9 protein-coding genes are annotated in these 15,684 nt (G+C 49.7%); 1 reads left to right on the plus strand and 8 read right to left on the minus strand.

Annotated elements, in window-relative coordinates; genetic code table 11:
• Positions 1–5: 5 nt before the first annotated feature.
• The 8 genes from CHB92_RS21065 to CHB92_RS21100 all read right to left on the minus strand — a co-directional run bounded on the left by CHB92_RS21065 (position 6) and on the right by CHB92_RS21100 (position 9,310).
• Positions 6–2,627: a gliding motility-associated C-terminal domain-containing protein gene (locus CHB92_RS21065; RefSeq protein ID WP_144266357.1), complete on the minus strand. Its 2,622-nt coding sequence runs from the start codon at positions 2,625–2,627 to the stop codon at positions 6–8.
• Positions 2,628–2,874: 247 nt separating this feature from the next.
• Positions 2,875–3,879 carry a PorP/SprF family type IX secretion system membrane protein gene (locus tag CHB92_RS21070; protein ID WP_089321220.1) on the minus strand — a complete coding sequence of 335 codons (1,005 nt, stop codon included), beginning with the start codon at positions 3,877–3,879 and terminating at the stop codon, positions 2,875–2,877.
• Between the two features lie 6 nt (positions 3,880–3,885).
• A complete protein-coding gene (locus CHB92_RS26510) occupies positions 3,886–4,128 on the minus strand; it encodes a gliding motility-associated C-terminal domain-containing protein (protein WP_089321231.1) in 243 nt (80 codons plus the stop codon).
• Positions 4,119–6,710, minus strand: coding sequence for an immunoglobulin domain-containing protein (locus CHB92_RS21080; RefSeq protein WP_144266358.1), 2,592 nt, complete (start codon positions 6,708–6,710; stop codon positions 4,119–4,121). Before CHB92_RS21080 ends, CHB92_RS26510 begins: the two co-directional genes overlap by 10 nt.
• A gap of 74 nt (positions 6,711–6,784) precedes the next feature.
• Positions 6,785–7,078: a hypothetical protein gene (locus CHB92_RS21085; RefSeq protein ID WP_089321222.1), complete on the minus strand. Its 294-nt coding sequence runs from the start codon at positions 7,076–7,078 to the stop codon at positions 6,785–6,787.
• A gap of 304 nt (positions 7,079–7,382) precedes the next feature.
• Complete coding sequence (locus CHB92_RS21090) at positions 7,383–7,790, minus strand: DUF2721 domain-containing protein (RefSeq protein WP_089321223.1); 408 nt, start codon at positions 7,788–7,790, stop codon at positions 7,383–7,385.
• Between the two features lie 9 nt (positions 7,791–7,799).
• A complete protein-coding gene (locus tag CHB92_RS21095; protein ID WP_089321224.1) occupies positions 7,800–8,345 on the minus strand; it encodes a hypothetical protein in 546 nt (181 codons plus the stop codon).
• A 188-nt stretch (positions 8,346–8,533) separates the two neighbouring features.
• Entirely contained in the window at positions 8,534–9,310 is a 777-nt protein-coding gene (locus CHB92_RS21100) for a PepSY domain-containing protein (RefSeq protein ID WP_089321225.1), read from the minus strand.
• Positions 9,311–9,695: 385 nt separating this feature from the next.
• Here CHB92_RS21100 and CHB92_RS25565 point away from each other — a divergent pair.
• Positions 9,696–15,684 (plus strand): beta strand repeat-containing protein (locus CHB92_RS25565; protein WP_144266359.1); only part of this gene is annotated, 5,989 nt, incomplete at its 3' end.

Consider the following 15,684-nt stretch of genomic DNA (forward strand, 5'->3'; position numbering starts at 1 on the left):
GTGCTTTACTTTATAAGGGTAATACTGCCGGAGACAGGCTTCGCTTTCATCCCCAGGTCGATGATATAATAGTAAGCCGCCATCGGTAGGGGCTTGCCATTATAAGTGCCGTTCCAGGGTTCGTTGTAGCCAGTGGACTCATAGACCTTATTTCCCCAGCGGGTAAATACCTGAATCCGGCAGTTGGGGTAATGCTCTATGTTTCGGATATGCCACTTGTCGTTTATGTCGTCTCCATTCAGTGTGATGGTATTTGTAGGATCAATACGAGGAAGTACAGTGACCGTAATCTCATCTGTGTAAGTGCAACCATAAGCTGTGACAACAGAGAGGGTATAGGTAGTGGTCTGCGAAGGGGTAGCCAGGGGGCGGGCATCATGTGGGTCAGACAGCCCGGTGGCAGGCGACCAGAGATAGGTATCTCCGCCTTGCCCATGTAATCCTGCTGAGCTACCCTGGATAACCGTGATGTCTTCTCCGGCATCTGCAGTAGGCGCTAGTACTTTTGCAGTTACAGCTACTCTCGAGCTGCTCGCACAGCCATTGCTGTTTACAGCCTGCACGTAATAGCGGGTAGTGGTGCTTAAGGGCGCAGTCTCATAAGTAGTGCCTTCATGCAACAAGTTGCCCCCTGTTGGCCCGTCGTACCACTCTAGCCTCATGCCGTGAGTTGCTGCGGCTGCTGTTAAGGTTGCGCGCTCACCGGCGCAGGTATTGGTACTTACAGCAGATGGCGGAGGGGGGAGAGGCACTATAGTTACCTTCGTCTCATTACTGATGGATACCTCTGTGCACGCTCCTGTCACTTTTCTTCTGAACCAGGACGTTTTTGTAAGGCCCTTAGGCGTGTAGTCAGGCTTGGAATTATCGCCGGGGGCAGCCTGGTACACGCCTGGTGTATCTGCTGTGCTTACTTCCCAGGTGTATGTATAGGTGTTCCCCCCACCAGAGGGGGTGCTTCCTGTAATAGCCGAAGCGGTAGCTCCATAGCAAACGGTCTGATCCTGAGCGATGCGGTTACCTGCAATTTTGTCTGCTTTCGTTCTGATCTCTATAGTTTCTGTGGTAGTTACCGGCTTCCCGCAGGTGATAGCAGTTACAGTAAACTCGACCTGGTACACAGGTTGCTGAAGGGCTTTGCAATCAATCTGCCATTTAAACGGGGAGGTCACCTGGCCTGTAGCTGTGTTCTCTTGGAAGGTAACCTGCTGGCTGCTTAGATCAAAGCCGCGCCCGGCAGCCGACACGCTTACCTGATCCAGGTCAGGGTCGGTACCTGTAACGTCAAAGCTGATGATGTCTCCCATTGCTACTTCGAACACCCGGGTAGGGGATGAAAGCGAAAGGGTAGGAGGGGCATTGGGAGTGGGGGCAACTATAAAACTGAGGCGCAGCGTGTCCTGGCGCGGCAAACTACAGCCTTGGTCACCATCATCACTTACAATCAGGTCCAGAAAGTAAACCTTGCCCTCCGAGTTCAGGCATGGGTCAAGGCAGATGGAGGTTTGTAACACGTCCTTTATGCCGCCGGTGTTGGCAACGCCACTGGTTGGCCCAGTAAAGGAGAAGCTGTTAACGTCGAAATTGACGGGTTTCGCTTCTAATACAAGCGGTTCATCAGGGTCACGGTCCGTAAAAAACACATCCAGGCATCGGGAGTCCGAAGGCCCAATGCGTATCGTTTGTCCTTCCTGATAGTTTTTGGTATTGCCCGGTGCTTGTGCTATTACGGCAGGGGATTCGTTGCGGGGGCAGTCCTTTACCAATAGCTGAAAATCTCTTCTCACTTCGCCTATCTTCACGCCATCCCTGAACTCCTGGCAGCGCACCCCAAAAACAAAAAGGCCTACATAGCTAGGGTTCACCACAAGCTTTCCGGTATTCCTGTCAATCTTCACGGGTGGCGTGCCTCTGATCTGATTTGTAACACTGTGCCCTGCTTGCCAGCTTACCTCAGGGTATGGGCCACTAGCGGCGGGCGGAGCAGGGAAATCAGGAGAACTATAGCCGTTTAGGGGCGTCACGAGGTCATACACCAGTTTGTCACCGTCTGCGTCGGTACTGCTGAAGTCATAAGTGAAGAGTTCTCCTTTACAGGCATAGTCTGTAGGTGGCGGGGAGAGCTTGGCAGAAGAGTTAACAAAGGCCTTTCCGGTTTTTACAACAGCGGGGAACTCCAGGTAAAAAACAGTGCCTGCCGCTTCAGGCGATACAATGTTGTTGATGGTGTTGTTGCGGCAGCAGCGCTCCCAAACTGCGTAGTACCCCTGGGGGTGCGAATAGATCGTAGGGTCCAGGTAAAGGTCCTGGTAGTAGAGAACCAGTGATGTTCTAAGTTCGCCGGTCGTGCAGTTGATGTTGGTGTAACTTAACTGCTTCTGTTCTTGGATGGGGAGGGAAACTGTTGTTACAGCCTTGTTTGTTCCTTTCTCAAATATCGTGACGTGGTTTGCCGGGTCTTTTGCGCCCTGGGTGCCGTTGACCTCATCAAAATATAGGTACAGTAAAAGCCGGTACTTAAAGCCCTCTAGGTGCTTTAACTCCATCTCGCCGCCCACAATATGGGTAGCCGTTGCCTGCTGGCATAGGCCTATCATGAGAAGTAAGAGAAGGAAGGCCTGTTTCACTATTTGGAGCTTTAATAGGAGCTAATCAATAGTAAACTGTAACGACAGCTGGATATATAGGTTTTGTATGTGTGGGTTTAGGTATGCTCATAAAGAGCTTGAACGTAGCAGGGTATAACAAGGGGAAACACAAAAAGCCCGCGGCCTCCTTCCTCTTCTGATACTTAGAAGAAGGAAGGAGGCCGCATGGAGCTGTGCACTTAACATATGAAGCTACCCACCCTGTAAGTTCGGGGTAGTAGCAGAACTACCAGATTTGTGCAGGACAAATTAGTTTCTGGACGTTGTTTAGATTTAGGCCAACCACTACCTCATGGGTGTTGTTGCTCACTCTGTTTAACTCAGAGGTGGTAATATCATAAGAGTAGCTCACATCCAACATGTGATTGAGGAACACGCCAACCATGCCCGCAACTGCATCGTTCTGCCGATAAGATGCTCCGGCCCAGAAGCGCTCGTTATACACTGCCTTAGCGTTTACATCAACCATAGACAAACCGCTTTCTGCTACCTTTGCCATCACAGAGGGGGTAAAGGTGAGGTCGTGGGTTAGCCGGAGCCTGAGGCCACCGGTGGCGTAATAATGCTTTTGAAGAGCTGCCTGAGGGTCGCGGTTGTTGTTTAGCGTTTCGCTGCGGAGTATCTGCATGCTGGATAAGCCCATGTAAAAGGCAGGACTGTAAAGCCACAGGCCTACCCCCAGGTCAAACTTGTTCATGTTCCCAATCTCTCCTGCTACATAGGGATCATTCGCTATCCGCATGTTAAGGTCATTCTTGTTGAGGCGGTACTGCATCAGACCAGCCGAAATGCCACCTGAGAGTTTTATCTCTTGGGTGAGGGGCAAGTGGTAGGCGTAGCTAAGGTTTAGCGAGAAGGTTTTCAAGAGGCCGGACTTATCCAGCTGCATGATAGCCCCGAGCCCGTGGTGTGGTTTTACAAGGAAGCGGTTGTTCCGGTTAGCAGGAGCGAAAGGAGTCGTTTGTCTCCTTCGCTCTCTGGGAGACAAGATGTTCCGGTCATTCTTGTTAATCGAAGCATTGAGACTCGTGTAATAGGTGGTAGGGGCGCCCTCCAAACCGACCCATTGGCTGCGGTAGCTGCTACGTATGTCTATATAACTTTCTATGCCAGCAACAGCCGGATTAAGCACGAAGTTGTTCTGAACATATTGCGTGTGCTGAGGACGTTGCTGTGCAAAGCCAGCAAAGCATAGGAAGGAAAACAAGAGCAGGGGAGTGAAAAGCTTCATATGCGTTTACTTGATAAGGGTGATACTTCCTGAAACAGGCTTTTCATTCATGCCCAGGTCAATGATATAATAGTAAGCCGCCATCGGTAGAGGCTTGCCATTATAAGTGCCGTTCCAGGGTTCGTTGTAGCCAGTGGACTCATAGACCTTATTTCCCCAGCGGGTAAATACCTGAATCCGGCAGTTAGGGTAGTACTCGATGTTTTTAATGTACCAGGTGTCGTTGATGTTGTCCCCATTTACCGTAATGGCATTGGTGGGGCAATTAGAGGCAGTACTCTTACGGTTACTTCATCTGTACTCACGCAGCCTTGTTCTGAGGTAACTGTTACCGTGTAGGTAGTAGTCTTTTGGGGTCTTACAAAGGGGTTTGGAATCGAGGGATTAGACACACCGGCAGCAGGTGACCAGTTAAAACTTGTTCCTCCTGTGGCTTCAAGCTGCACGAACTTTCCTTCCACAATCGTTATATCTTTACCTGCGTCGGCTGTAGCGGGCCGTACATCGGCTGTTACCTTTATCCAGTCTGGGCTGGCACAACCATTCTTGCTGATGGCCCGCACGTAAAAGTCCGTCGCTTGCTGAAGCGGGTCGGTTTGGTAGGCGTTCCCTTCGTGCAGCAGTTTACCCCCTGGGGCGTCGTACCATTCGATGACAGTATCCGCTGTGGGCGTGCTCGCTTGTAACGTAGCTGTTTGGTTGGGGCAAACAGTAGTGCCTGTAGCTGTTGGTGTTGCGGGCAAGGCCTCGGGGGTTAACAGCACCGCATTACTGATGCTCTGGCAGTGTGAGGAGCGGACCACTCTTCTGAACCAGGTAGCCTGCTGTGGCTGCTCTGCTGTATAGCCTGCTTCAGTATTCAGTCCTGGGGCAGGTGAGAAGCCCTCTGTGGCACTGGTAGTACTGTATTCCCATGCGTAGGTGTATACTGCAGGAGAGTTAGCCGCTGCCGGTCCGCTAAGTTTGTCCGGAACACTACCCGCACAAACTACCTGACTGGCAGAGACAGTGTTCCAGTTGATAGTTGGGGCGACTGTTATTTCGATAACGTTGCTGGGTACAGGCGGGCAGGGGGAGGCTACGACTACTCGCCGGAACCAGGTTGTTTCGCTGAGGGCGCCAGGCTTATAGTCCCTGTCCTTCCCGTTGTTAGCGTTGATAACCGGCTCAAAACCCTTGTCAGGGCCTGCTGTGCTGTACTCCCACTGGTACGCGAAGGTGCCATCCGGTACAGAGGGCTCTGTACCGGTTAGGAGGGCAGGTGCAGTGTTGGCACAGATGGTTTGCGGGCTGTAGATCGTATTGTTCTCCACGGCCTCCCTTACGGTAATCTTAACGGCCGTACTTATTAACTCATCGTTCAAGCCGGAGTGCACTTTGCGCCTGAACCAGGTGGTTTGGATAGGAACTGGCGGTGAATAATTCTGCTCGTGGCTATTGCCGGGAGCAAGCGTAAAGCTTTTGTCCTCATTAGTGGTACTTACCTCCCAGGTATAATAGTAGGAACCGCTTCCGCCAGTGGGGAGGCTGCCTGTTAAACCGCCTGGCGTTTCTCCGGGGCACACGGTTTGGTCAGCCTTAATCGTGTTGTTTTCAAGGTTGCTTTTACGGTATGGCTTTACTTCTATCGTCTCTAATCTTTTGGAGACACTGCCGCAGGCAGAAGTAGAACTAACCAGAAAGTCTATCAGGTAAGACGGCTGTTTTAAGGCTTTCTCATCAATTTGCCAGGAAAAAGAGCTTACAACCCAGCCAGCACCGCTCGCCCCTTTGAAAGAAACACTTTGTGACGCCAGTGGAAAACCTTGCCCTACTGCCGTAAGCGTAACGACATCATTGTCAGCGTCAGAACCAGTAACATCAAAACTGATAAGGTCTCCTTCTGTCACCTCAAAGACCCTGGTGGGAGAAGAGAGCGAAACAAAAGGTACTTTCCCTCGCCCTTTTTCCACAACCAAGTTAAGGCGTATGGCCGCCTGTTTAGGGAGGCTACAGCCCAGGCTTCCATCATCTGTCACGATGAGATCCAGCTGGTACGGAGTGTCACCCGTTTCGAAGCACTCTTCCAGGCATATGGAGGCTTCCAGCGTTTTGCTGCCTCCTTTTGAGTTTACGATGCCGCTGGTCTGGCCAGACACGCTGTAGATACCACTGTTTGTGAAGTTTACTGGTCTTATGTCCAATGTTAGTGGTTCGTTCTGATCCGGGTCAGTGTACACGATCTTAATGCAGCGGGCATCTTCCGGACTAATGCGTAACGTTTGTCCTGCCGAATAGGGGGTCAGGTTCCCGCTTTGGATAACAGTCACTTCCGGCGCATCGTTACGCGGGCACGCTTTTACCAAAAGCTGAAAGTCTCTCCTGACCTCTCCGATCTTTACTCCATTCCGAAAATCCTGGACACGTACGCTAAAAGTAAACAGGCCGGAGTACTTCGGCTTTACCGTAAGCCAGCCTGTGGCTTTGTCTACGTTAACCACAGGATCGCCCAAGATCTGGTTTTCTTGGTTGTATCCCGGAAGCCAGTTTACTTCAGGGTAAGGACCACTTGAAACTGGAGGTCTGTGATTGGTAGGTGTGCTATAGCCGTTAAGAGGGGAGACCATGTCATACACTAAATGGTCTCCATCTGCATCAGAGCTCCCGAAATCGTAGGAAAACAGCTCTCCCTGGCATGCGTAATCGCTGGGCGGGGGAGTAAGCTTTGGGGATGAGTTCTTAAAGAATTTACCGTCTTTAACCACGGGCGGAAACTCCATATAAAAAGTAGTGCCAGACTCTTTGGTGACATTGCTTACCACATTGTTGCGGCAGCACCGTTCCCAAGCCACATAGTAACCCGCCGGATTATTATAAACATTAGGGGGCAGACCTGTATTTTTGTAATAAAGGAGTCTGGAGGTTTTTAAATCGCTACTCGTACAGCCACATTCGTGTAGTTCAGTAAACTGGTTTCCTTTAGTGGCAGTGTAAGATGCCGTACAGCCTGATCAGTTCCTTTTTCGAAAATAGTAACGAAGACGGCACCGTCCTTTTGGTTCTGTCTCCCATAAATTTCATCGAAGTAAACGTTAAGGGAGAGCCTGTACTCATTTTTCGAAAGATGTTGCAGCTCAAACTCGCCTCCCACAATATGGGTGGCATAAGCTTGTAAACATAGGAGTAGGGCTAACAGAAGCAGGGGTAAACGTAATCTCATCCTTCTCAAATAAGGCAGTAAGCTAAATATGAGATTCTAAATATAGTTAAACTCTATTTAGCTGAAAGAAGTAAAGGGGATTATTTCGCGCTTCTGCCCTGTTTAGCTTAAGTTGTTTTATTTGTTATATTTTTCAATGTAAAAATCAATATATGGGGCCTTTTAAAGATTGATAATCCTAAAATTAGGGCTGTCTATGACAGTCGTGTGAGGAGCTACGGGTTTTAAGGAACGGTGTTTTACAAGCTATTAGAATTTAAATATGTTATTTTAATCATATTTTGCACGCAATATATATGCTTTGTTATATGCTTTTCCTGCTCTCCTCTTTCAGGTCGTCTAGTTCTAGCTTTAAGGCATTTACTGAGATCTGGATTTCGCGAATGGCCAGTGCCAGCGAGATAAGCATCATGATTAGGCTAAAGCCAAACACATACTTGCCAATGGTAGCATAACCGGCAAAAAGCAGGAACATACACAGCACGCAGCCGAACATGCTCAGGCTGCCGAACGCCTGCATGTTCCGGATAAGGATCAGGCGCACACGCAGGTTCTCGATCTGGTTGTAGATAAGGCGGTTTTGGGTAGAGGCGTAGCGGTCTTTGAGGCTACGGATAAGGTTGGCCAGGCCCAGAAACCGATTGGTAAAGGCCAGCAGTAAGAGGGATAGCGCCGGAAACAGCAGGGCAGGGGTGGTGAGGGTGATTTCCATGGGTTGAATTTACAAACTCTTCAGAAAGTCTTCATCCAGTGGCTCGATGTCGTCATCATCGTCCTGTTCTTCCCGGCGGGCCTCCCAGTCAATTTCCTGCATCAGTTCGAGCCCTTCAAAGATTAGCTCATCCAGTTCTTCCTTAGAGCCTGCGTCCAGCGTGCGCTCAAACATGCCCAGCAACTGTTCGCGTTGTTCGTTCACGAATATTTCGTGGTAAAGGTGATCGAAAGCTGCTATCTTTTTCTGGATGATTTTGTCGATTTCCTTCGTGTTCTTGGCCCGAATAGCTTCTTGCAGCAGTTGTAGTGCCTCTAAGCTTTTTTCATTGTCAGCCAGTCGTGTAAATGCTTTTACAAAGGCAATGGCAACACCGAGCCGGAGGCGTTCGAAGCGGAAGTTCAGCTCATCAGTCGATTTGCCGCGTCCGGTTTTGCTGGCTTTGTAGGTTTTTTCAAATGTCTCATAAACGGCGGCTCCTCCTTCTTCAAACACCGGAGGGGTTGGGTTATCATAGGCTGTCTCAAGTAATAGCTGAAAGCTTTTGGCGCTCATAACTGTGTCTTTTCTTTTAAACGTGAAGGGCGCAAAGGTAAATGTTTATACTTACTTACGCCATGTACAGTTTAAGAAGGTTTTATGGGGCTTTTTTCAGCCAGGCTGGGAGAAGAAAAGCTCAAAACAAAGGCAGGCGCGGAACGCTTGCCTCCACAGTTAAGTGCAAGTGTGGCTAGCACCTTTGCCTATGTTCGTGCCCGTGATCGGGGTGTTCCGGCCACTGCCTTTCCTCGCTTTCCCCCCTTGCTCACAAAGTAGAGGCCGAATCCGGACAAGACGGTGACGATGCCCAGTACAGCGAAAAGGCGTAGCAGCAGGTTACCAAAATTGTCGCGTCCTTCATAGTCCATGGTATGCAGCATCCTAAAGAAGTCAAACAACCGCCATTTGTTGTTCCGGAACTTGGTCACCTCGCCCCGCTCTGTCGCAACATATACTGTCGTATTGGTAGGGTGCTGCATGGTAACGGCATAAGCAGGGAGAGGGCTCGCGCGGTACTCGTGGTGCTTGCCAATCTTTCCTTCAGTCAGGTATTCCACTTGCTGCACTTCTACTTTTTCACTAAAGCTGTTAAGCGCCATCTGCACTGCTTCCTGTTCAGTTAGAGGGGCTCGTAGCGCAGCAGTGCTTGCTTCTGCTAATTGTGCGTGCTGCATGGCATGTCCATGATGGTCTTGGTAGTAGAGTACCTGGTATGTAGGCTTCCCCAGTACCTCCACCAGCTTTATTGACTTCACGGAATCCGCCTGCGGCAGTTGGTTCAATACAGCGGCGGGAGAGGCTAGTGCCATGCTTACGTTAAAGTTCGCAGGGGCCTTTCGCTGAAAGTCCCCGTGAATCTCATCTATGTCAGACCAGCTAAAGTAGAGTCCGCCCAGTGTCCAGAAGATAAATTGTATGCCTGTAAACAGGCCAAGGTAGCGGTGCGCCTTCCGAACGCGAAGGTGTATTTGTCTTTTCATGGGGTGTAGTAAGAACTTAGGTGGTATGTTAAACTGCTTAGGAGCAAGCCTTGCCTGTATGCTTCAGTAGTTAACAGAATTGTTTCGCATGTGCTTCCAGCTAAACACAAGTAGTGCTCAAATAAAAGCAAATCGCGGTAGACAAACTAGTGGCACTTCGCTGTTAGTTTATCTATAAATGTATATTTTTACATGTTTGATACTTGCTATAATCAACCAGTATTGGAAAGGATCATCATGGCTTTAACATCATTAATTAATCGGTTTTCGCATTGCCCAAAGTGTTACTTAAAATGTTTGTAAAGCTTGTATTCCATCTGATGCACGGCCTGCCTAAAAGTCTACTCCTGCTTGCGCCTTGGTCCCCTTTCGTAAAGTCCTGTTAATGAAAAGAAGTTTTAATCATTTGACTGCTAAGTTAGTAAATGCAAAGCAGTATTTGATCGGTGCTGCAACGCTCTTGATGCTGTTAGGAGCAGCGTTATATTTAAGAGCAGCCGTTAGTTCTATCACTCCTGTAAGCATAACTGCACCTGCAGATCAGGCCGCCGACCAACCTGGGGCAACCTTTTTTGATGTCGGGGATATTGTTATGCAAGAGGTAGAGGGGGGGGGCTTTGGCAGCGGTACTTATACCTTAGTACTTAAGACCAGCGGAAACTGGAAATTTAATCCTAATAGTGCTACTGCTGTTACCTTGAACTCTTCTTCTGGAGGAGATGTGCCTAGCGGTCTCAAACCTGTAATATCTACTGATGGGGAAACTATAACTTTTACGCTTGAGAACGTAAGGGCCGGGAACAGTTTAGAAACAGTAACCATCACAGGTGTGCAGGTACAACCCGTTCTTGGTAACGTTGCCCTTCCTGCCGCTGGTACTGTTTACATCGAAGGCAACAGTAACATCGTTGGTTTTGGTTCGAACACAACAGTCGCCAACCTGACCATGACAAATGGTGCTGTGACTAGCCTTCACTTCTCTACTGCACCAACTAGTGCTTTAACAAATGGTGTTTTCAATCCTCAACCGGAAGTAACGCTTCAAGATAAGTTTGGCAATACGGTAAAAACAGGTCCTACTGCCACGGCTTCTGTGAGCCTATCTATCGGCACGAACCCTCCCGGTAACGGAGTGCTAAAAGGTGTAACTACTGTTAGTGCTGTTAATGGCATTGCTGCTTTTGCTGGCCTTAGCATCGATAGAGCAGGACAAGGTTATACGTTAGTCGCAACTAGTCCCGGAATTACTTCTGCCACGAGTAGTTTATTTAACATTATTAACAGGGAGCCGGGCATAACCAGCCTTTCGCAGACGTGCAGTTCCGTAGGAGATGACGCCTTCTCGCTGACTATTAACGGCAGCGAATTCGCAAGTGGGGCAATAGTAAGAGTAACGAATAGTGCCGGAGTACAGACAGAAATCGCTCCATCGAGTATCACTGAGACCGCCTTACAAGTTCCTGTTGCTTCGAGTGTTTTTACAGCGTCCGGGAGTTATACGATTCATGTGATTAACAGGGCAGCAGATCAGGCAGATGTTGTCTCTAACGGAGTTGACTTTACAGTATATCCTGTGCTGAAGCAGGGAGACATTGCTGGTGAAACGAACCCCTGTGGCGGCACTACAGCTACTTATACAGCTCCTGCAGGTTTTGCATCTTATGACTGGTCAGTACCCACTGGTGTGGGTACTATCGTTGCAGGGCAAGGCACAAGATCTGTTGACGTTACTTACAGTGCAGCATTTGCTGGCGCTTCGACGCTTTCTCTAAGTGCTACGAACGAATGTAGCAAAGCGAGTAGTACTACCCTGTCCCTGACAGTAAAAGGAAAACCAGTCATCACCTTATCCTCCAACACCTCCATTTGTTTAGGAGCATCCACTGCACTAAGCGCAAACGGGGCCGATTCTTATATGTGGTCCCCTTCAACTGGGTTAACTTCAACAAGTGGTGCGACTGTTACTGCAAATCCAACTTCCACCACTACTTATACTGTTACAGGGACAACAAATGGGTGCCAGTCAGAACCTAAGACAGTAACCGTAACAGTTAACCAACAACCTGCTGTTGCGGCTTCGGCTCCAACTTCTGCAAAATGCGTTGGCGCAAACAGTACTACTACTTTCGAGTTAGTGGGGGAAGCCACTAATGGTAGTCCTACGTGGAGTTTTGTGAGCGGAACGGGTACGGCTACAGTAAGTGGTTTCAGTAGTCCTAACACAGGAAATACGCAAGTAACAGTAATTGGCACGGGTACGGTTACGGTAATGCTGACTTCTAGTAGCGGAGTAGCCGGCTGTACTTCGGCTACGAAAGAACTCACGCTTACCGTTAACCCATTGCCGGCCGCGACGGTTACGGCTGGGGCAGCTACCACTTTTTGCCAGGGCGGCTCGGTTGTGCTGAGTGCTCCTGAGGGAAGCTACTCCTATCAGTGGTTTAACGGAACGACGGCAATTGCCTCCACTGACGGGGGAACCGCAAGGCAGTATACCGCGAGTACTTCCGGGAGCTATACCGTTCGCGTGACCAATACACAAACCAGTTGCACTGCCACAACGGCAATGGCAACACCTGTCACGGTTTTGCCCCAGCCAACGGCAGCTATCGCAGAGGGAGTTCGTGAGCTGTGCATTGGAGCCGATAACAGGACTACCTTCACGGTTACGGGCGACTATTCCGGCGGTACTCCACGGTGGCTTGCCAGTAGTAATTTCGCAGTACAAAGTTCAAGCTATAGTAACGGGATAGCCACAGCAACAGTGGTGGCCACGGGCACAGGGTCTGGGACCGTTACCTTGGAGACCTTCAACACCGCCGCAGCCTGTAGCACAGCCTCTAATAGCGTAACCCTAAAGGTGAACCCATTACCTGTAGCTACTATAACAGCAAATGGGGTTACGTCTTTCTGCGCTGGCGGAACAGTGCGGCTAACGGCAGGGGGCGGGACTTCCTGGCTATGGAGCAATGGGGCCGAGACACAATCAATCGACGTGAATGCGAGCGGCACCTTTACCGTGCAGGTAACGGATGCCAACAAATGCACGAGCTTGCCTTCTGACCCTGTTCAGGTGACGGTGACCCCTGCCATTACCGGCAACTCGCTCACCAGCGGCGATCAGCTGATCTGCTCCGGCACTGCCGCTTCTCAAATCTCGGGTCCGGCAGCGGGCGGCGGCACGGGCAGCTTCACCTACGAGTGGGAGAGCAGAACTTCGGAAACAGCAGCCTACACGAAGGTAGCCAACAGCACGAACAGCACTAGTTACTCGCCTGGCGTTTTGACGGCCACAGGCAGCACAGCCACCATCTGGTACAGGAGAAAGGCCATCTCGGGTAACTGCGTGAGCTATACGGACCCGGTGAAAGTGACGGTTACACCGGTTATCACAAACAGCATTTCTGGTACTCAGGAGTACTGCCACAACGCGCCAGCTAGTGCGCTGGGCGGGGCAGTGTCAGGAGGTAACGGCAGCTACACTTATAAGTGGCAGAGCAGCCCGAACGGCACCGATACTTGGACGACCATCCCTAATGCAGGCAATGCGAGCTTCGCCCCCCCGACAAGCACAGTGGGCACCGTTTACTACCGGCGGCTCGTGACTTCAGGTGGTTGCGCAGACAAGCCAAGCAACGCCCTGCCCGTAACTGTTAACTCCGTTATCAGTGGCAATTCTATAGCAGGTACACAGACCGTTTGCTCAGGCGTAACTTTAGCCCCTCTTGGGCAGACTTTAAATACTGCTGTATCGGGTGGAGCCACTCCGTACAGTTACCAATGGCAGGTTAGTACAGATAACAGCAACTGGGATAACATTCCTACGAATGGTAATGCCGCTTCTTACACTCCTCCCGTGCAGACAGTAACTTCGCCAACTATTAAATATTATAGAAGAGTTGTTAATGGCGGCGGTTGCTCAAACACTAGTGGAACGGTCTCGGTTACAATCAATCCACTGCCAGATGCCTCTTTCTCCGGTGTTATGAATGGGCAAATCCTTTACACGGAAGCGATTTATGCGGGGCATACGGAGCCTGGTAAAGTCACGCTAACACCAACAGGAACAACGGGTGGTACTTTCTCTATTGTAAATCCAGCAAACACTAGTGGCTTATCAGGAAATGTCCTCAACTTATGCGCTGCGCTTGGTACAGCTACTGAAAAGACAATAACAATTAAGTACGCGGTTACCTCCCCAAATAACTGTACTGCTACAGAGGAGAAGACCATCACGATAAAAAAGTCTGTTTACATAGCAGTGATAGAGGCTGACCCGTTTCCTTTATGTCAGGGCCAACTTACCTACTATACCGCGCGTGTTTATCGTGATCCGGTTATTGTGTTCCCTTATAAAGAGGATCCTACAACAATAACAGGGGATAATCCGACAGTTACTTATAACCCGGCTTATAATCCGTACTTGCCTGCCTGGGCTACGGATGTGCATAAACAGGCGCCACACAAGTATTTCCAACCTAGGGTAATAAGTGGCGCCGAGATCAATACCAGTGCTAATCCTGAGCTAGTCTTTAGTTATCAATGGAAATCGGACGGAACGTCCGTAAGCAATAACAGTAAAACCATTAGCAACGCCAGGCAGTCTAACGTAAATTACATTAGTGCTGAAATTACCTGGGTTCAATCAATTTGTGGCTCCCCAACGACCTTAAAGATCAACTCGTTGTCCAACCCGTTTTATCTTGCTGATTTAGGTGGCGTACAAATATCTGTTACCGCATCTCCTACAGTTATCTGTGCCGGTGGTTCAACAGTTTTTAAGGCGGTGGGGGCAGGCCTCAACTGGCTCCAAGGTGATGCGGCGTTTACCTGGATGTTGACAAGAGGTAACAACACCTATACTATAAAGACTGTACAAGGTACCAATAGCAACTTAGAACTTACAAGCAATGAAATAAAAGCTGCTTTAGCAACACAAGGGGTGACGCCTTCCGACTTACAAGACAGGGACCAGGTTTACGTTAACCTGAAGGAGCTTGTGAAGGGGCAGAGCAAGTGCTTAGGAAGTGATTTAAGTAATTCAGTTGAGATAAGAGTAACGCCGTTGCCAACGCTTATGACGGTAACAGGTGGCGGTGAGTATTGTGCTGTTACGGGCGCTACGGGAGTACCAGTAGGGCTGAGCGGATCACAGACAGGGGTGAGTTACCAGTTGGTTCGCACAGTGAGTGAGACAGCAACAAATGTTGGGAACCCCATAACAGGTACAGGTAGTGCTATAAGCTTCGGGAACCAAACTATAGCTGGTGCCTACACGGTGCAGGCTACAACGATAAGTAACAGTACAAGTAATCCTCCGGTTGCAGCCTGTCCACGTACGATGACCGGTAGTGCGGTAGTAAAGACAAACCCGCTACCTGCGGTAAGTGTTAACAGCCCAGCTACTTGTGCCGGAGTCCCTGTAGAAGTAAAGGCTACGGTGTCAAACGGTACAGCTCCTTTTTCTTATAACTGGACCGTTCCGGATGGCGTCTCTAAACCAGCAAACACTGTTTTTGCTTTTCAGACGTTGGTAGCTGGTACTTACAGTGTGGTGGTTACCGACAGCAAGGGGTGCTCTAGTGCATCTGGCTCAGGCACCGTGACTGTAAATCCTTTGCCAACTGTGGAGGTTAATAGCCCTGCAGTTTGTGCTGGTTCTATAGCCAAAGTCACCGCAGAGGCAAAGGGCGGGGCAGGATCTTACTCCTATACCTGGACAGTGCCGGACGGCTGGTCTGGTAGCCTTCCGACTTCAGCGAGTTTCGATACGACAGTGCCGGGTACCTATACTGTGAAGGTGACAGACAGTAAGAACTGCTCAAGTAGCGCAGCGGCTACGAGTACAGTAACAATAAACCAGATCCTCAACACAACAGGAATAATACAGGCAAAGAATGAGAATGGGGCAATAACAGCTAGTAATCCTATTAAGATTGGCGGGACAGTAACCTTTACTGCTGCTCTGGACATAAGTCAAGCGGCTGCTTCCAACGCAAATTATACGTGGTATACTAGAAGCAATGGAGCTCTGGAGTGGACGCAATACCCAACAGACCTTAGAACAGAATTTATCACAATAAGCCCAGTGCCGGCAGAGCCATTTGATGTAAGAGTAGATGTGAAACCAAACAACGACGGCGTGAACTGTTACAGCAATCTGACTATGACAACAGTTAAGATCACGCCGCTCCCGGTAGAGCTGATCTACCTGAACGCAAGCAGGCAGGGCAACAACGTGGTGCTGGACTGGGCCACGGCCTCGGAGGAGGGCAACGCGGGCTTCGAGGTGCAGGTCTCCGAGGACGGCTTTAACTTCCGGAAGCTGGCCTTCGTGGAGACCAGGAACGGCAACTCCAGCTTAAAGCAGGTGT

Origin of the sequence: Pontibacter ummariensis (assembly GCF_900188175.1) — a bacterium.
GTDB classification, from domain to species: Bacteria; Bacteroidota; Bacteroidia; order Cytophagales; family Hymenobacteraceae; genus Pontibacter; species Pontibacter ummariensis.

What these genes read in the sequence shown, in the direction of transcription:
- CHB92_RS21100 (WP_089321225.1), bottom strand. Translation starts at nt 9,310, where the DNA reads ATGAAAAGACAAATACACCTTCGCGTTCGGAAGGCGCACCGCTACCTT.
- CHB92_RS21090 (WP_089321223.1), bottom strand. Translation starts at nt 7,790, where the DNA reads ATGGAAATCACCCTCACCACCCCTGCCCTGCTGTTTCCGGCGCTATCC.
- CHB92_RS21095 (WP_089321224.1), bottom strand. Translation starts at nt 8,345, where the DNA reads ATGAGCGCCAAAAGCTTTCAGCTATTACTTGAGACAGCCTATGATAAC.
- CHB92_RS21085 (WP_089321222.1), bottom strand. Translation starts at nt 7,078, where the DNA reads ATGAGATTACGTTTACCCCTGCTTCTGTTAGCCCTACTCCTATGTTTA.
- CHB92_RS21070 (WP_089321220.1), bottom strand. Translation starts at nt 3,879, where the DNA reads ATGAAGCTTTTCACTCCCCTGCTCTTGTTTTCCTTCCTATGCTTTGCT.